Origin of the sequence: Kaistia adipata DSM 17808, assembly GCF_000423225.1 — a bacterium.
GTDB lineage: Bacteria > Pseudomonadota > Alphaproteobacteria > Rhizobiales > Kaistiaceae > Kaistia > Kaistia adipata.
Window position 1 is genome coordinate 325461 of sequence record NZ_AUHO01000006.1, and the last position, 17075, is coordinate 342535.

General features: G+C 67.2%; 14 protein-coding genes. 10 read left to right on the forward strand and 4 right to left on the reverse strand.

Translation table 11 applies throughout. The annotated features are described in order from the left end of the window. Positions 1-109: 109 nt before the first annotated feature. From pdxR to G539_RS0101865, 6 genes are all read left to right on the forward strand, one after another. A complete protein-coding gene (pdxR, locus tag G539_RS0101840; RefSeq protein WP_029073689.1) occupies positions 110-1600 on the forward strand; it encodes a MocR-like pyridoxine biosynthesis transcription factor PdxR in 1491 nt (496 codons plus the stop codon). 132 nt (positions 1601-1732) lie between these two features. Further along, positions 1733-2029, forward strand: a complete 297-nt coding sequence (locus tag G539_RS0101845; protein ID WP_029073690.1) for a putative quinol monooxygenase — start codon at positions 1733-1735, stop codon at positions 2027-2029. 171 nt (positions 2030-2200) lie between these two features. Next, positions 2201-3505, forward strand: coding sequence for a serine hydroxymethyltransferase (gene glyA / locus G539_RS0101850; protein ID WP_029073691.1), 1305 nt, complete (start codon positions 2201-2203; stop codon positions 3503-3505). Between the two features lie 24 nt (positions 3506-3529). Next, positions 3530-4318: a YggS family pyridoxal phosphate-dependent enzyme gene (locus G539_RS0101855; protein WP_029073692.1), complete on the forward strand. Its 789-nt coding sequence runs from the start codon at positions 3530-3532 to the stop codon at positions 4316-4318. Positions 4319-4480: 162 nt separating this feature from the next. After that, entirely contained in the window at positions 4481-6298 is a 1818-nt protein-coding gene (locus G539_RS0101860; RefSeq protein ID WP_029073693.1) for an aminodeoxychorismate synthase component I, read from the forward strand. A 126-nt stretch (positions 6299-6424) separates the two neighbouring features. Then, on the forward strand, positions 6425-8836 hold the full coding sequence (locus G539_RS0101865; RefSeq protein ID WP_029073694.1) for a heavy metal translocating P-type ATPase: 2412 nt from the start codon (positions 6425-6427) through the stop codon (positions 8834-8836). Here the strand turns inward: G539_RS0101865 and G539_RS23360 are convergent. Further along, on the reverse strand, positions 8833-10056 hold the full coding sequence (locus tag G539_RS23360; RefSeq protein ID WP_245576778.1) for an AI-2E family transporter: 1224 nt from the start codon (positions 10054-10056) through the stop codon (positions 8833-8835). The genes G539_RS0101865 and G539_RS23360 overlap by 4 nt on opposite strands. 152 nt (positions 10057-10208) lie before the next feature. Continuing rightward, positions 10209-10505, reverse strand: coding sequence for a hypothetical protein (locus G539_RS0101875; RefSeq protein WP_029073695.1), 297 nt, complete (start codon positions 10503-10505; stop codon positions 10209-10211). A gap of 190 nt (positions 10506-10695) precedes the next feature. Here G539_RS0101875 and G539_RS23365 point away from each other — a divergent pair, with 190 nt between their 5' ends. Continuing rightward, the gene (locus G539_RS23365; RefSeq protein ID WP_051231012.1) at positions 10696-11796 is read left to right on the forward strand and encodes a DUF4432 family protein; all 1101 of its coding nucleotides are present in this window, start codon (positions 10696-10698) and stop codon (positions 11794-11796) included. 57 nt (positions 11797-11853) lie between these two features. Here G539_RS23365 and G539_RS0101885 read toward each other — a convergent pair whose 3' ends face one another. After that, the gene (locus G539_RS0101885) at positions 11854-12060 is read right to left on the reverse strand and encodes a tautomerase family protein (RefSeq protein ID WP_029073696.1); all 207 of its coding nucleotides are present in this window, start codon (positions 12058-12060) and stop codon (positions 11854-11856) included. A 303-nt stretch (positions 12061-12363) separates the two neighbouring features. On the opposite strand from G539_RS0101885, the gene G539_RS23370 reads away from it, so the two are divergent. Beyond that, positions 12364-13476 carry an MraY family glycosyltransferase gene (locus G539_RS23370; protein WP_051231013.1) on the forward strand — a complete coding sequence of 371 codons (1113 nt, stop codon included), beginning with the start codon at positions 12364-12366 and terminating at the stop codon, positions 13474-13476. Here the strand turns inward: G539_RS23370 and G539_RS23375 are convergent. Continuing rightward, the gene (locus G539_RS23375) at positions 13440-14723 is read right to left on the reverse strand and encodes a glycosyltransferase family 4 protein (RefSeq protein ID WP_051231014.1); all 1284 of its coding nucleotides are present in this window, start codon (positions 14721-14723) and stop codon (positions 13440-13442) included. The genes G539_RS23370 and G539_RS23375 overlap by 37 nt on opposite strands. Before the next feature lie 280 nt (positions 14724-15003). Here G539_RS23375 and gmd point away from each other — a divergent pair, with 280 nt between their 5' ends. Then, on the forward strand, positions 15004-16074 hold the full coding sequence (gene gmd / locus G539_RS0101900) for a GDP-mannose 4,6-dehydratase (RefSeq protein ID WP_029073697.1): 1071 nt from the start codon (positions 15004-15006) through the stop codon (positions 16072-16074). Continuing rightward, a complete protein-coding gene (locus tag G539_RS23380) occupies positions 16058-17059 on the forward strand; it encodes a GDP-L-fucose synthase family protein (RefSeq protein ID WP_051231015.1) in 1002 nt (333 codons plus the stop codon). Before gmd ends, G539_RS23380 begins: the two co-directional genes overlap by 17 nt. Positions 17060-17075 lie beyond the last annotated feature (16 nt).

The following is a 17075-nucleotide window of genomic DNA, read 5'->3' on the forward strand; positions in this document are numbered from 1 at the left end:
GTCTGGCGAAACTCTTGGAGCTGAAAGGCGAAGGCCGAGGAAGGCCTTGACATCTAGCCGTCCAATGGCCGGATTATCCCCGCCACTCTCCCCGATGGAGCCAGACCATTTGTTCAAGCATTCCGAACTGGAGTCGGTGAAGGCCTGGCTTGCCCGTCCCGAGCATGCAGCGCTGCCCCTGCACGCGCGCATCCAGCGGGCGATCCGCCAGCTGATCCTCGACGGCGCGCTCGGCCCGGGGAAGCCCCTGCCCGCCTCGCGCGCGCTCGCCAAGTCGATCGGCGTGTCGCGCGACACGATCGAGGCGGCCTATGGCCAGCTCCATGCCGAAGGCTTCATCGAGCGGCGCGTCGGCAGCGGCAGCTTCGTCGCTGAGGTGACGGAGTTCGCGCCGGGGCGCCGGGTGCACCAGCGCGACGCGCTCCTGCGCAATCAGGCCCCCAACCTGAGCCAGCGCGGGCAAGCCATGTTCGAGAGCGGCGGCGTTCGGGAAATGCTGGCACCACGGCCCTTCGCGCATGGCGTTCCCGAGACCCGCAGCTTTCCGCTGCCGCTCTGGGAGCGCCTGGAACGGCAGGTGCTGAAGGAAGCCGGCACGGCGGCACTGCTGCATGGCGATCCGCAAGGGGCGGAGCCGCTCAGGCGGGCCATTGCCGACTATGTGAATCTCGAACGCGGGGCCCGCGCTACCGCCGATCGTGTGCTGGTCCTGACGAGTTCGCAGCAGGCGATGACGCTGTGCGCCAACATGCTTCTCGATCCGGGTGACCGGATCTTCATCGAGGATCCCGCCTATTACGGCGCCCGCAAGGCGTTCGATGCCGCGGGGCTCGAATGCGTCCCCGTCCCCGTTGATCGGCAGGGCATCCAGGTCGAGGGGATCGTCGCCGAGCCGCGGCCGGTCAAGGCTGTCTTCCTGACGCCGTCGCACCAGTTCCCGACCGGCGTGACCCTGACGCTGGATCGCCGGCTGGCCTTGATCGACTGGGCGGCGCGGCATCAGGCGTGGATCATCGAGGACGACTATGACAGCGAGTTTCGCTACGCCGGCAAGCCGACGGCCTGCGTGCAGGGGCTCGATCCGCATGACCGGACGATCTATATCGGCACCTTCACCAAGTCGCTCTTCCCGGGCCTGCGGATCGGTTACGTCATCCTGCCGCCGCACCTGGTCAAGCCGATGACCGTGGCCCGCACGCTCCTCGACGGCCATACGGCCTCGATGGCGCAGCTGACGCTGGCGCGATTCATGGAAGGCGGGCATTTCGGCGCGCATGTCCGCACGATGCGCGGAATCTATGCCGACCGGCTCGACGTCCTGGTGAAGCTCGTCGGCAAGCACCTGCACGATTTCGTCGAGCCGCGCGTTCCCATCGGCGGATTGCAGATGCCCTGTCTGCTGACCGGTGGGCTTCAGGAGCGGGCCGCCATCGACGCGGCGCGGCGCGTCGGCATCGAGCTCCTCGGCCTGTCGGGGCTGCATGCGAGCGGCGATGGCAGGGCGGGTTTCCTGATGGGCTTCGCGGCCTATACGCCGACCGAGCTCGAAGCGGCGGTGCTCCGCCTGGCGCAGGCTTTTCGGACCTTGAAGCGCAGCTAGCGGCTTCCCTGTCCACTATCGGGGTGGCTGTCTGCTGCTGCTTGCCGCGACATGACTCGACGCTGGAAGCACCCTGCTAGACAATCTGGAACGGATCATGAACAAGCTCAACCCAACCCGATGGGAGATTCCATGCTGAAGGTCATCGCCGAAGACTTCATTCGCCCCGAGGCGGTCGACATCGTGGCGCCGCTCTATCGCGAGCTTGTGGCGCTGACGCGCCAGGAGGCGCGCTGCCTGACCTATGATCTGTTCGTCGATCAGAGCGACCCCGGGCACTTCATTTTCATGGAGACGTGGCCGGACCGGGCCGCCCTCGACTTCCACTGCGCAACGGAGCACTTCCGACGCCTGGTGCCGCTCATCAATGCGCACCAGAGGCAGGAGGGTACGTTCATCCTGATGGACGCGTTCGCTCTGATGGCTTGAGGCGGCATGTCCGGGGCTGTCGCCATGGATGGGATCCACGCAAATGGTCTGGTCATCACCGGATAAGTGGAAGGAGTTGGCAGACCACAGCCATGTTAGGTGCTGACAACGATCGCCGCGCCTGTCCGGGCGGCCATTTTCAACGTGTCAGTGCTTTCAAGGAGTTCCGCGATGGACTTGTCGGTCGCGCCGCTAGGGTCGCAGAGGGTGGGTCGCGCGGGCGTGAGTGCCGCCGGCCTGGATATTGCCGACGAGGCGGTAGCCCGCGCGATCGGCCTCGAGCGGGTCCGCCAGCGCGACTCCATCGAACTGATCGCCTCGGAGAATTTCGCCAGCCAGGCCGTGCTCGATGCGCAGGGCTCGGTGCTTACCAACAAATATGCCGAGGGCTATCCGCATCGCCGCTACTATGGCGGATGCGCCTATGTCGATGTCGTCGAGGATTTGGCGATCGAGCGCGTGAAGCAGCTGTTCGGCAGCGCCCATGCCAATGTCCAGCCGCATTCCGGCAGCCAAGCCAACCAGGCGGCCTTCCTGGCGCTGCTCCAGCCGGGCGACACGATTCTCGGCCTCGACCTCCGGGCCGGCGGACATCTGACCCATGGCGCGCCCGTCAATCTCTCCGGGCGCTGGTTCAACGTCGTCAGCTACGGCGTTGATCCGCATACCCATCGGATCGACATGGACGAGGTGGCGCAGCAGGCGCGGCGGCATCGGCCGAAGCTTCTGATCGCCGGTGGCTCCGCCTATCCGCGCACGCTCGATTTTGCCCGTTTCCGGGAGATCGCCGATGAAGTGGGCGCCATCCTGATGGTCGACATGGCCCATTTCGCCGGGCTCGTCGCCGGCGGCGTCTACCCGTCGCCCGTGCCGTTCGCCGACGTGGTCACCTCGACGACGCACAAGACCTTGCGCGGGCCGCGCGGCGGCTTCGTGCTGACCAACGACGCCGCCGTGGCGAAGAAGATCAATTCGGCGACCTTTCCCGGGCTTCAGGGCGGTCCGCTCATGCATGTCATCGCCGCGAAGGCGGTCGCGTTCGGCGAAGCGCTGCAGCCGTCGTTCGCGGTCTATGCGCGGGCTGTCGTCGAGAACTGCCGCGTCCTCGCGCAGGCCCTCGCCGGGGGCGGCCTGAAGATCACGTCGGATGGCACGGATTGCCATCTGGCGGTGGTGGATCTTCGCCCCTTCGGCATCACGGGGAATGTCGCGGAGAAGGCGCTGGAAACGGTGGGGATCACGCTGAACAAGAACGCGATCCCGAACGACCCCGAGCCGCCCATGATGACGTCGGGAATTCGCGTCGGGTCCGCGGCCGGGACATCGCGCGGCTTCGGGGCCGCCGAATATCGCGAGATCGCCCGGCTGATGCTGGAGACATTGGGCTCCGTCCGTGGCGGCACGCTCGAGGCGGAGCGGCCGCAGATCAATGCGCGGGTGCGGCAGTTGGTGGCGCGCTTCCCGCTACCCTATTGAACCAAAGCCTGAGGCGGATTCGACATGAGCCAATCCTTGACGACGGAGCTTTCGGCGGCGGATGTCGCGCGGTTTGGCGAAGATCCGGCGACGGCCTTCGCCGCTAACCTGAGGGGTGTTCACGAGCGTATCGCAGAGGCCTGCAGGCGCTCGGGGCGGACGCTCGATGACGTCCGCCTGATGCCCGTCACCAAGACGGTTCCGGCCCATATCCTGCGGCTCGCCTATGCCGCCGGTATCTCCGATTTCGGGGAGAACAAGCTCCAGGAGGCGCGCGACAAGCGGGCCGTCCTGGAGGACCTGGAGATCCACTGGTGCATCATCGGTCACCTGCAGACGAACAAGGTGAAGTATCTCGTCCGCTTCGCCCGTGAGTTTCACGCCTTGGACAGCTTCCGGCTGGCCGAGGAGCTGAACCGCCGGCTCGAGACGGAGGGGCGCGATCTCGACGTCTTCGTCCAGGTGAACACCTCCGCCGAGGAGAGCAAATATGGCCTGCAGCCCGACGAGCTCCTGCCGTTCGTCGAGCGGCTGTCCGAATACCCGCGGCTCAAGCCGCGCGGTCTCATGACGCTCGCGATCTTCAGCAGCGACATGGAACGCGTGCGTGCCTGCTTCCGGCTCCTGCGCGACCTGCGGGATCGCGCGGTCGCCGTTCATCCCGGCCTGACGCAGTTGTCGATGGGCATGTCGGGCGATTTCGAGGTCGCGATCGAGGAGGGCGCGAACGTCGTCCGAGTCGGCCAGGCCATCTTCGGCGCCCGGCCGACCGGCGACGCCTTCTACTGGCCCGGTTTCGCACCCACCTCCTGATCGGCCGCGCATCTCTGTCGCTCGCACCGGCACCGTGCCAACGACTTGAAATGCCCATGGAAACATCGGAGAGATCGTCGGCCCCTAGTCCGCCGTCGGCGCCGTGGGCATCGCGTTGGTTGCCGGAGCGGCGGTGATCCCAGACCTCGGACCGTCGCCCTCATGCCTCCTGCCCTGCCCCTCGCTTCGGTCCGTCCCTTTGTCCTTCTGGAGGACCGCCTCGACGCGCAGGGTGAGGCGCTGCTTTATGTCGATCCCGTCGAGATCGTGCGTTGCGAGCGTGCCGAGGACGTGGCGGCCGCTCTAGCGAGGATCGAGGCCGGGCTGGCGCGTGGCCTGCACGCGGCCGGATTCGCGAGCTATGAACTCGGCTATGCTCTGAATGAACGGCTGGTTGGACTGCTGCCCGCGGGGCGCGCCCTGCCCCTCCTGTGGTTCGGCCTGTTCCCCGCGCCCGAACGGATCGACGCGGCGACGCTCGACGCCTATTTCGGCGCGCTGGCGCCGCCCGCACCGCTCGAAGCCGTCAGGCCGGCGCTCGACGCTACGGAGCATGGAAGGCATGTCGAGCGCGTCCTCGATTATCTGCGCGACGGGGACGCCTACCAGATCAACCTGACCTTCCCGGTAGATTTCCAGTATCGCGGCGACCCGCTTTCGCTCTACGCGGCGCTGCGCGCGGGGCAGCCCGTCGCGCATGGCGGTGTCGTCGATTTCGGCGATGCGACGATCCTTTCCGTTTCGCCCGAGCTCTTCCTGGAGATCTCCGACGGCGTCGTCACAACGCGCCCCATGAAGGGCACGGTGATGCGTGGCGAGACGGCCGAGGCCGATCGTGCGGCCATGGCGGAGCTGACGGCGGATCCGAAACAGCGCGCCGAAAACCTGATGATCGTCGATCTCCTGCGCAATGATCTCTCTCGCATCAGTGAGGTCGGGTCCGTCCGGGTTCCCGAGCTTTTCAAGGTCGAGACCTATCCGACCCTGCACACCCTCACCTCGACGGTCACGTCCCGTCTTGTTCCGGGCACGTCGCTCGCTCAGCTGCTCGGCGCGGTGTTTCCGTGCGGATCGATCACCGGCGCGCCGAAGCTTCGCGCCATGGAGATCATCCGCGAGTTGGAGGCTCTGCCGCGCGACGTCTACACCGGCGCCATCGGCGCGATACGCCCGAATGGCGACCTCCGCTTCAACGTCGCGATCCGCACCGCGACGCTGTTTCCGGACGGAACGGGCCGCTACGGTGTCGGCGGCGGCATCGTGGCGGATTCGAAGCCGGCCGCCGAATATGACGAATGTCTGCTGAAGGCGCGCGTGTTGACGGATCTCGCTGAGGACTACGGACTGATCGAGACGCTGCTCTGGTCGCCCGAGATGGGTTTCGCGCGGCTGGAACTGCATCTCGATCGCCTGGCCCGCTCCGCGCTGGCGCTCGGTTTCGCTTTCGACCGCGACGCGGCGGCGGCGCGCCTCGAAGCCCTTGGGGCGACACTGGATGACGGCGCTCCGCACCGGGTGCGTCTGGAATTGCGCCGCGACGGCAGCCTTGAGATCGTCGCGCCGCGCCTTGCCGCCGAGCCGGACCGGCCGGTGGTCGTTACCGTGGCCAGCCTCCGGGCGGATGCCGGCGATCCGTTCCTTCGCCACAAGACGACGCGGCGGGCGCTGTACGAGACCGCCTTCACCGAGGCGACGGGACACGGCGCCGACGAGGCGATCCTGCTCAACCGCGACGGCCATGTCACCGAGGCGACGCGCAGCAACGTGTTCGTCGAGCGCGACGGCATTCTGCTGACGCCGCCGATCAGCGACGGCCTGCTCCCCGGCATCCTGCGGCAGAGCCTGATCGCCAGCGGCGCGGCGATCGAGCAGCAGCTGACGCTCGCGGATCTGAGCGCCGCCGAGCGCTGGTATGTCGGCAACAGCCTGCGCGGGCTTCGGCCTGCTCGGCTGATGGACGAGCCCCTGGCACAAGCCTGAAAATACGCCGTAAAGCGGCCGGAACCTCCCGTCGCGACATCGGTTGTCTCGCCGTGCGGAAGCGGCTTGACCTTGCCATCATGGCAACCCCTACCGTTGGCGCTCGACTCGCAATGGAGGCGGAACATGATCGCGGATTCTAGGGTTCATGAGCAACCGGGCGGCGCTGGCGCGGCCTCGGGCCATGGCGGCCATCAGCACGAGCACGCCGGCCACGTCCACGGCCATGGTGATCATCCCCAGCAGGGCAAGGTGAAGGATCCCGTCTGCGGCATGATGGTCGATCCGACCACGGCCAGCCAGCGCGTGCATTATCACGGCGCCGATTACGTGTTCTGCTCGGAGGGGTGCCGCACCAAGTTCCAGGCCGATCCCGAACGCTATGTCGCCGATGGCGGCAAGCCGCTTGCCACGAGCGAGCCGGAAGGCACGATCTACACCTGCCCGATGCATCCGCAGATCCGCCAGGTCGGGCCGGGAAGCTGCCCCATCTGCGGCATGGCGCTGGAGCCGGTGGTGGCGACGGCAGACCAGGGGCCGAGCGAGGAGCTGCGCGACATGACGCGCCGGTTCTGGGTCGGCCTGGCGCTCGCCGTTCCCGTCTTCCTGCTCGAGATGGGCGGACACATCTTCAATATCGGCCATCTCATCGGCAGCCAGGCCTCGAACTGGATCCAACTGCTGCTTGCGACACCGGTCGTGCTCTGGGCGGGCTGGCCCTTCTTCGTTCGCGGATGGCAGTCGCTCGTCAATCGTTCGCTGAACATGTTCACGCTGATCGCGATGGGCACCGGGATCGCTTGGCTCTACAGCATCGTCGCGACCCTGATGCCGAGCGTATTTCCAGCCGATTTCCGGGGCCATGACGGCTCGGTCGCCGTCTATTTCGAGGCCGCCGCGGTCATCACAGTGCTGGTCCTGCTCGGCCAGGTGCTGGAGCTCAGGGCCCGCGAGCAGACCTCCGGCGCGATCCGGGCGCTGCTCGAACTCGCGCCCGCCACCGCGCGGCGGATCGAGGAGGACGGCCAGGAGGCCGATGTCGAACTCGACGCGGTCAAGGTTGGCGACAAACTGCGCGTTCGCCCTGGCGACAAGGTTCCGCTCGACGGTGAGGTTCTGGAAGGCCGCTCGAATGTCGATGAATCGATGGTGACCGGCGAACCGCTGGCCGTCGCCAAGGTTGCCGGCGCCAAGGTGATCGGCGGCACGCTGAACGGCCAGGGTTCCTTCATCATGCGGGCCGAGAAGATCGGCGCCGATTCGATGCTGGCCCAGATCGTCGCGATGGTGGCCGAGGCGCAGCGCTCGCGGGCGCCGATCCAGCGCCTCGTCGACCAGGTGTCGGCCTGGTTCGTGCCGCTGGTCGTGCTCGTCGCGGTCGCGGCCTTCATCGCCTGGGCGGTATGGGGCCCCTCACCCGCCATGGCCTATGGCCTGATCGCGGCGGTGAGCGTGCTGATCATCGCCTGTCCCTGTGCGCTCGGCCTTGCGACGCCGATGTCGATCATGGTGGGCGTCGGCCGCGCCGCGCGCACCGGCATCCTGATCAAGAATGCCGAGGCGCTCGAGCGCATGGAGAAGATGGACGTGCTCGTCGTCGACAAGACCGGCACCCTCACAGAGGGCAAGCCGCGCGTCACGGCGATCCAGCCGGTCAACGGATTCGGCGCGGACGAGTTGCTGCGTCTTTCCGCCAGCCTGGAACAGGCGAGCGAGCATCCGCTGGCCGATGCCATCGTCGACGCGGCCGCCGAGCGCGGACTGAAGCTCGCCACCGTCGAGGACTTCGATTCGCCGACCGGCAAGGGCGTCATCGGCCGGATCGACGGGCGTGACGTCGCGCTGGGCAATGCGCGCTACCTTTCGGAGCTCGGCATCGACATGGCGGCGATCGAGGCCGAGGCGGACCGCCTGCGCGGCGATGGCGCGACGGCCATTCTGGTGGCCATCGATCGGCGGGCGGCAGGCATTCTGGCGATCGCCGACCCGATCAAGGCGACGACGCCGGACGCGATCCGCGCCCTGCACGAGGCGGGCATCCGCATCGTCATGCTGACGGGCGACAATCGCACCACCGCCGAGGCCGTGGCGCGCAAGCTTGGCATTGACGAGGTCAAGGCCGACGTGCTGCCGGAGGACAAGGGCAAGATCGTCGCCGCCTTCCGCGCCGATGGAAAGGTCGTCGGCATGGCTGGCGACGGCGTCAACGACGCGCCGGCCCTGGCCGCCGCCGATGTCGGCATCGCCATGGGAACCGGAACCGATGTCGCCATGGAGAGCGCCGGCGTGACGCTGCTGCGCGGAGACCTGACCGGAATCGCCCAGGCGCGCGCCCTCAGCCACGCCACCATGGGCAACATCCGCCAGAACCTGTTCTTCGCCTTCGTCTATAACGCCGCCGGCATACCGGTCGCCGCCGGCGTGCTCTACCCGGCGACGGGCCTGCTGCTCTCGCCGGTGATCGCCGCCGCCGCGATGGCGCTGTCGTCGTTCAGCGTCATCGTCAATGCGCTGCGGCTGCGGATGGTCAAGCTCTAGACGGCCCGCTTCGGCTGGTCGCGGAGCGCTGTCTCCTCGCCAGCCGGATAGGTCGCAGCACCCGGCGGCGACGGTTCCGCGATGCGGGGCGTTGCCGCCGGCGGCGCGGCGATCGCCGTGGGCGCCTCCGCGCGCGGCGGTTCTTCGCCCTCGATGTCGCGGATCCATTCGCGCCAGATGGCCACGATCAGTGCCATCAGCACCGGGCCGATGAACAGGCCGAGGAAGCCGAGCGTCTTCACGCCGCCGACGAGGCCGAAGATGGTCGGCAGGAAGGGTAGCTTGATCGGGCCGCCGACAAGCTTCGGCCGCAGCGTCTTGTCGACGATGAACAGCTCGACCGTGCCCCAGATGAAGAGCGCGACACCGGCGAAGATCGAGCCGCTGGCAACGAGATAGAGCGAGACGAGCGTCATCGACAGAGGCGCGCCGCCGGGAATGAGCGCCATCATGCCGGTGAGCACGCCGAGCGTCACCGGAGACGGTGCGCCGGCGATCCAGTAGGCCACGCCGAGGACGATGCCCTCGCCGATCGCGATCAGCGTCATGCCCGTGACGGTGGAACTGATGGTGGCGGGCACCACGCGCGAAATGCGTTCCCAGCGCATCGGCACGATGCGCTCGCCGATCAGGTCGACCTTGGCGACGAAATTCTCGCCGTCGCGGAAGACGAAGAACAGCGTGATCAGCATGAAGACCAGCGTCAGCAGCAGCCCGAACAGGCCGCCGCCGGCGGCGAGCACGGCGCGATAGATGTTGCCGATATTGGCGCCGGAGACGGCATAGATCATCTCGCCGATCGCCCCGGGACGACCGACATATTCGGCCCAGCGGCTCGACACCCATTCGCCGATGCCCGGCAGGGCTGCCATCCAGGCAGGCACGTCCGCGCCGAAGCGATTGGTCTGGATCGCCCACCCGAGCAGCTGCCGAATCTCATCGAAGGCATAGGTCGCGGCGATGGCGATCGGCGCGATCAGGAAGAGGGTGAACAGCACCAGCGCCAGCGTCGCCGCGGCCGTGCGGTTGCCGCCGACGAAATCGACGATTCGCCGGTAGATCGGCCAGCCGGCGAAGGCGATCACCAGCGCCGCGAGAACCGGCACCAGGAAGCTGTGAAAGAAGTAGACGCCCGCGACCGCGATCAGGATCAGAAGCCAGCGCGCCGCCGAAAGCGGGGCGATTATCCCCGAGCGCGACGATCCCGAAATTCCGAGCAACCGAGGCTCCCTTGCGGGCACCGGCCCCTCAGGTGGGATGTTCGATTCTGACAAGACAACTCCTCCGCTTTGGTCGAGTATCGATCAAGTCGCGTCAAATCTGTATAGGGCAACGTCGAATTCTGCGTGAACCTGTGGGGCGTTCCCGTCGATCACCGTGTCGCCGTGGGCGCGCCGGAACCGATCGCTTCCAGCACCGCCTCGAGCTCGTAGCGGGCGCCGCGGACCCAGACGCCGGCTGGCTGGGTCGATTGCACGACCTGCACGAAGGTGCGGTTGATCTTGGCGCGGATCGCTCTTTCGACATCCTCGCGGTGCTGCCCCTCGAGGAAGAAGCAATAGGATGTCCAGCCGCGCGCCTCTGGCGGGTTCTCGCGGGCATCCCATTCGGTCTTCTCGACGATCTGATCCTTGAATTCGATGAACGTGCGCTTGACGATTTCGGCCACGGCCCGGCGGTTCCCTCTGTTGCGGCGAAATCGTAGAGGATCGGTCCTGCCAGAAGAATGCGGTGCGTCAGCGCGCCGGCGCGACCCACAGCGTTTTCTCCGCAGGGCATCGGAAGACGGTTCACAGCGCGGCGCGGGGCGCTAATCTCCTCGGCCGGAGGGCGCGATCATCGCGCCGGGGGATTTCGACATGATATCTGAGATTGCGAAAATCACGCTGCTGCCGGAGCATTTCACGCGGGCTGAGACGGTGCTTGCGTCCTATGCCGGCCTGACGGCATCGACGTTTCGCTACAGCACCGGCGTGGCCGGCCTGCGCATCGACAACGGCGTGGGAAGCGTGGAGCTCCTGCCGTTCCAAGGACAGCAGATCTGGGACGCCACCTTCCATGGCCGGCGGCTGACGATGCGCTCCATGTTCGACGAGCCGGAGCCGACGCAGTCCTATCTCGGCACCTATGGCGGCTTCTTTCTGCATTGTGGCGCGACGGCGATGGGCAATCCGAGCCCTGCCGACACCCACCCGCCGCATGGCGAGCTGCCCAATGCCACCTATCACAGCGCCGAACTGCTGATCGGTGAGGACGAGAACGGCCCGTTCATGGGGCTGTCCGGCCGCTATCGGCACGCAGTCGCCTTCACCCACAACTACGTGGCCACCCCGACCGTCCGTCTGCATGACGGCAGCACGCGCATCCACCTGGAGATGGAGATCCGGAACCTCATGGGGGCGCCGATGGATCTCATGTACCTCGCCCATGTGAACTTCCGCTACGTGCCGGATGGCCGGATCGTCGATACCGTCGCCGACGAGGCAAACGGATATCGGATCCGTTCGCTGCTGCCGCCCGAGGAGACGCTCACGGAGGAGTACAAGCGGCTGCGCAAGGCGGCGCTCGCCGATCCCGGCCTGCACAAGCGCCTCGATGGCGCCCAGCAGGTCGAGCCCGAGCTCGTCATGGCCATGGACGTCGCCGCGGATCCCGCCGGCTGGTCGCACGCCCTGCAGGTTCTGCAGGACGGATCGGCGGATTTCATCAGCTACCGGCCCGACGAACTCGGCCACGCCATCCGCTGGATGGTCCGGAACGCCGACCAGGAGGCCTTCGGCCTCGTCCTGCCGGCGACGGCCGAAGCGGATGGCTATCTCGCGGAAAAGGCGAAGGGCAATGTCCTGCGCCTGGCGACGGGCGAGACCTTCCGCTGCCATCTGGTGTTCGGTGCGCTTTCGCCCGAGGAAGTGCCGGCGTTCGAGCGCGTGATCGACGCGGCGCGGGCGACCGGCGTCTGACGCCTCCAATCCGGGGCGGCGCGCCTTCGCGGCGCGTCGTCACGCCCTGGTCGTCCTCTATTCCCTGCGCCGCGTTTCGACGTTGGTCGGGCCGAGATACCAGTCGCGCGCGTTGACCTCCTCGAACACCACCCAGACGTCTTCGTCGCTTAGTCCTGTCGCCTCCTTGATCGCGTCGGTGACCTTGGCGGCGATCCCGGCCTTCTTGCCTTCCGGGTCGCTTGCGATGACTTCCTTGACGATGCGGATGTTGACGAACGGCATGGTGGCTTCTCCCCTGTCGGCGGATATCAACACGCGCCCACTCGGCGCCGCACTTCCCCTTGCGTCAACTCTGCAAGTCTTTGCACAAGGGCGCCAGTCGGGTGCTTCGCGGCTCGACGGATTTCTCGCTTCCGCCAAAAGGCGACGACGACGACACGATCGGCTTAGGCTCGGCTTGAGACCCGCCAGTTTTACTGAATCATACCACCTCGCACTCGCGCTCTATCGTTCGGCAACCGCGAAACCCGCCCGATCCCATGCCCCTCGCGGTCACCCAGCGACCCGAGAAGCGGGGACCGAACCATGCCGATCGACATGCCGGCACTTGCCGTCGCCTTTCTGCTTTCCGTGGCCATGGTGGAGGCACTTCGGCGCCTCGCCCCGGCTCTCGGCCTCGTCGACCAGCCGACGGCGCGCAAGGTGCACAGGGGCCTGGTGCCGGTCAGCGGTGGCCTGGCCATGTTTCTGGTCTATTCGACCATGCTCGCCGGCTGGGCCAGCCATGCGTCCTGGGCGATCGCCGAGGCAGGGTGGCTGATCGCGGCGCTCTGCCTGCTGGTTGGCGTCGGCGTTCTCGACGATCGCTATGACCTGCGCCCCTGGACGAAGCTGCTGGCGCAGGCGCTGGTGGCGCTCGCCCTCTGCTATGGCTGGGCGGAGGAAGATGGGGGGCCGATGCTGGCCACATTCGGTGCCGTCTTCGCCATGCCCGACTGGTTCGTCCTGCCGCTCACGCTCCTGTTCGTGATGGGCTGCATCAATGCGTTCAACATGGCGGATGGGCTCGACGGGTTGGCCGGCGGCATGGCGGCCGTGGCGCTCGCCGGCATCGCCATCGTCGCGATGCTGCTCGAGCATCACTTCGTGCTGCAGGCGAGCCTCTTGCTGCTCGCTGTCGTGTTCGGGTTTCTCGTCTTCAACATGCGCAGTCCGTGGCGGCGGCGCGCGTCGGTGTTCATGGGCGATGCCGGCAGCATGATGCTGGGTTGCGTGATCGCGGGCCTCATCCTCAGCCTGTCGTCGGCCAGCGCGGGGGAGGTCGCCCCGCCGTCGGCGGAGCTCTTTGCCGCCCTGCTCTGGCTCGTGGCGATTCCGATCGTCGATACGCTGAGCCTCATGGTGCGTCGGCCGCTGGCGGGTCGCAGCCCGATGGCGGCGGATCGCAGCCATCTGCATCACCTCCTGATCGATCGGGGCTATTCGCCGATGGGCGCCGTGCTCCTGCTGGTCGCATTGGCGGCGCTGCTTGGTGGCATCGGCCTTGTCGGCGCGCTGGCCGATATGCCGGCCGGGATCATGATCGCGGGACTGCTCGGTCCAATCGGGGCGCATGCCACCTTCGTCCGGGCCGGCTTCGCACGCCGAGCGCGAAAAGAACCTCAGTCGTTCGACGCATCGCCGGAAGTCGCCGAATAGGGCACCCTGTCGTTCTGTTGTGAAGGGGCCCCTGCCCGGCTCGCCAGCGTCCCCAGGAGCTCGACCCACCTGTCGATGGCCGGCGCGCGCCGGTGTCGTATCTCGAAGGCGCGACGCGCCTTGGTGCCCATCTCCCTCCGTCGGGAGGCGTCATCGCGCAGGACGAGGATGCGCGCCGCCAGTTCCACGCCGGCGCCGATGGGGACGGTCTCGCCGCAACCATGCTCGCGCAGTGCCGTCGCCACTTCGCCTTTCGCGGCTCCGATGAAGATCGCCGGCCGCCCCGCCGCCATGATGCCGTAGAGCTTGCTCGGGACGACATAGGGCTCGAGCTGAGGCAACAGCGAAATCAGATGCAGGTCGGGCACGGACAGGCTTTCGGCCAGTCTCTCTCGCGGTTGCAGCGGCCGGAAGGTGACGTTTTGCAGTCCCCGTCTCGTGACTTCCGCCTCAAGGCGGGCCCGTCCGAAACCGTTGCCGACCAGCAGGAATCGGATATCGCTGGCGGCGCGCAGGTGCGTCGCGGCATCGATCAGCGTGTTGAATTCGTGCGCGCGACCGAAATTGCCGGAATAGCCGACGACGAAGGCGTCCCGCAGGCCCCACTCCGTCCGCAATGGATTGTCGGCGGACGAAACAGGCTCGATCCCATCTTCCGACCAATAGGGGATCGTCAGCGCGGCGTGGGACTGCAGTCCGGACTGGGAGAGCCCCGCCGCCATGCCCGCTGTGGGCGCGATGTTGATCTCGGCGCGGCGCAGCGACCAGTTCCGAAGCGCCCGCGTGATGCGGGCGGCGTAGCCATCGCGCGGCAGCACGCCCAGCTCGACCGCGACCTCGGGAAAGACATCGTGCAGCCAGTTGACGAGCCGGCCGCCCCGGATCGCGATGGCCGCGGCCATGCTGACGGACAGGAGCGGCGGATCGGTGCAGGCGACGACGATGTCGTCGCGGCGGAGATGGGCGAGACACCAGAGCATGGCGGCGGCCTGGAAGCTGGCATAGTCCGCCGCCCTCCCCGCGAGGCTGGTGCGACCAAACCTGGTCGCTGGCAGGCGGCGGATGCGAACGCCGTGGAGACGCTCGTCCCGACGCAGCCCTGGCGCGGGGGCGTCGTGCTTCCGCTGGCTGGCGAGGATTTCCACTGCCATGCCCCGCTCGGCCAGCCCGAAGGCCAGGCTCGACACCATGCGGCTGGTCGCGGACTCATCCGGATGGAAGTAGCGGTTTACGAGGATGATGCGCATGAATTCCCTCCGTGCGAGCCAGGCGAGCCTTCCGTGGCTGTCCATGCGCGGCAAGGCGCAAAAGCGGCCAGCCCCTTCCCCTGATCGAGGGGGGGGCCTGTGCTGGCGGAGAAAAGCGGGAGTCCAGTGCCTCAAATGGTCGATCGCGCGAGGGGGAGAAGCAGGCGGCCCCCTCGGATGAACTAGTCTTCGACCGCATCATCGATCCTTTTGCCAGGACGGCGCCTCACCCTGCTCGCGCTAGAACAGACGGCAGGCTGATCAGAGCGATGGGTGAAGCATGGCGAGGAAGCGAGCGCTGATTGTCGGCGTCACCGGCCAGGACGGGGCCTATCTCGCCGAACTCCTGCTGGACAAGGACTATGAGGTCCATGGCGTGAAGCGGCGGTCCTCCTCCTTCAATACCCAGCGGATCGACCACCTCTACGAGGATCCGCACGGCGCCGAGCCGCGGCTGCATCTCCATTTCGGCGAACTGACCGACGCCACCAATCTCTGCCGCATCATTCATCAGGTGCGGCCGGACGAGATCTACAATCTCGGGGCGCAGAGCCATGTCCAGGTCAGCTTCGAGACCCCCGAATACACGGCGAACGCCGACGCGCTGGGCGCGCTGCGCCTGCTCGAGGCCGTTCGCATCGCCGGGCTGGAGGAGCGTTGCCGGTTCTACCAGGCCTCGACCTCGGAACTCTTCGGCGGCAGCGGCGATCGGTTGCAGAGCGAGCGGACGCCCTTTTCGCCGCGCAGCCCCTACGCGGCGGCCAAGCTCTACGCCTACTGGATCACGGTGAACTATCGGCAGGCGTATGGGATGCACGCCTCGAATGGCATTCTCTTCAACCACGAGAGCCCACTGCGCGGCGAGACCTTCGTCACCCGCAAGATCACGCGGGGCGTGGCGGCGATCGAGCTCGGCCTGCAGCAGACGATCCATCTCGGCAATCTCGAGGCGCGACGGGACTGGGGCCATGCGCGCGACTACGTCGAGGGCATGTGGCGCATCGTGCAGCATGCGGAAGCCGATGACTTCGTGCTCGCGACGGGCGAGACGCACACGGTCCGGGAGTTCGTCGAGCGGGCCTTCGGAGAAGTCGGGCGGGGGATCGAATGGTCCGGCCGGGGGGCGGAGGAAGTGGGATGGGACGCGCGATCGGGCGCGCGGCTGATCGCCATCGATCCGCGCTACTACCGCCCGACCGATGTCGAACGCCTGCATGGCGATCCGACGAAGGCCAGGGCCCAGCTCGGATGGCGCCATCGCGTCACCTTTGCGGAGCTGGTCGCCGAGATGGTCCAGTCGGACCTTCGGACCGTCTTGCGTGAGGTTGGCCGAAATGACCGCAGCGCCTGAGGACGATACGTTTCCACTGGCCGGCAAGCGGATCTGGGTGGCCGGGCATCGCGGCATGGTGGGATCCGCGATCGTGCGGCGGCTGCAGCGCGAGCCCTGCGACGTGCTGACCGTCACGCGCGACGAACTCGACCTCCGGAGACAGGCGCCGACCGAGGCGTGGATCGATGCGATGGAACCGGACGCCATCGTCGTCGCGGCGGCGCGGGTCGGCGGCATCCAGGCGAATGCCTCGCATCCGGCCGGCTTTCTCTACGACAATCTGGCGATTGCGACGAACATCATCGAGGGCGCCCGCCGCGCCGGCGTGGCGAAGTTGCTCTTCCTGGGATCAAGCTGCATGTATCCCCGCGCGGCGGCGCAGCCGATTGCCGAAGCAGCCCTATTGGCGGGGCCGCTCGAGCCGACGAACGAGCCCTATGCGGTCGCCAAGATCGCCGGGCTGAAGCTGGCCGAGAGCTATCATCGCGAGCATGGCTGCCGGTTCATCTCGGCCGTTCCCCCCAATCTCTACGGGCCCGGCGACAATTACGACCCGGAATCCGCCCATGTGCTGGCGGCGCTGGTCCGCCGGTTTCACCTGGCGAAGGAGGACAGGCTCGACCGCGTGGCCATCTGGGGCTCCGGCACCCCGACGCGGGAGTTCCTGCATGTCGACGATCTCGCCGATGCCTGCGTGCTGCTGCTCCGCCGCTATGAGGCGGCGCCCTTCATCAATGTCGGCAGCGGCAGGGAGATCTCGATCCGCGCTCTGGCCGAGCTTGTCGCGGAGTTGACGGGGTATCGCGGCGCCATTGATCTGGATCCTTCGCGGCCGGACGGCACGCCGCGAAAGGTGATGGACATCAGTCGGATCCTCACCATGGGTTGGCGACCGCGGATCGGCCTGCGGGAGGGTATCGCTGCTACCTATCGCGACTGGCTGGCGCGGGCCGGGGCAACGCCTGACCGGACCCCGGCATTGGGGCGGCCTTGGGCGCATTGAGGCCAGAGGCCGGCTG

Bases quoted from the DNA above. Each gene is read 5' to 3' on its own strand.
- G539_RS0101845 (WP_029073690.1), top strand. From the start codon at position 1,733: ATGCTGAAGGTCATCGCCGAAGACTTCATTCGCCCCGAGGCGGTCGAC.
- glyA (WP_029073691.1), top strand. From the start codon at position 2,201: ATGGACTTGTCGGTCGCGCCGCTAGGGTCGCAGAGGGTGGGTCGCGCG.
- G539_RS0101855 (WP_029073692.1), top strand. From the start codon at position 3,530: ATGAGCCAATCCTTGACGACGGAGCTTTCGGCGGCGGATGTCGCGCGG.
- G539_RS0101860 (WP_029073693.1), top strand. From the start codon at position 4,481: ATGCCTCCTGCCCTGCCCCTCGCTTCGGTCCGTCCCTTTGTCCTTCTG.
- G539_RS0101865 (WP_029073694.1), top strand. From the start codon at position 6,425: ATGATCGCGGATTCTAGGGTTCATGAGCAACCGGGCGGCGCTGGCGCG.
- G539_RS23365 (WP_051231012.1), top strand. From the start codon at position 10,696: ATGATATCTGAGATTGCGAAAATCACGCTGCTGCCGGAGCATTTCACG.
- G539_RS0101885 (WP_029073696.1), bottom strand. From the start codon at position 12,060: ATGCCGTTCGTCAACATCCGCATCGTCAAGGAAGTCATCGCAAGCGAC.
- G539_RS23370 (WP_051231013.1), top strand. From the start codon at position 12,364: ATGCCGATCGACATGCCGGCACTTGCCGTCGCCTTTCTGCTTTCCGTG.
- G539_RS23375 (WP_051231014.1), bottom strand. From the start codon at position 14,723: ATGCGCATCATCCTCGTAAACCGCTACTTCCATCCGGATGAGTCCGCG.
- gmd (WP_029073697.1), top strand. From the start codon at position 15,004: ATGGCGAGGAAGCGAGCGCTGATTGTCGGCGTCACCGGCCAGGACGGG.
- G539_RS23380 (WP_051231015.1), top strand. From the start codon at position 16,058: ATGACCGCAGCGCCTGAGGACGATACGTTTCCACTGGCCGGCAAGCGG.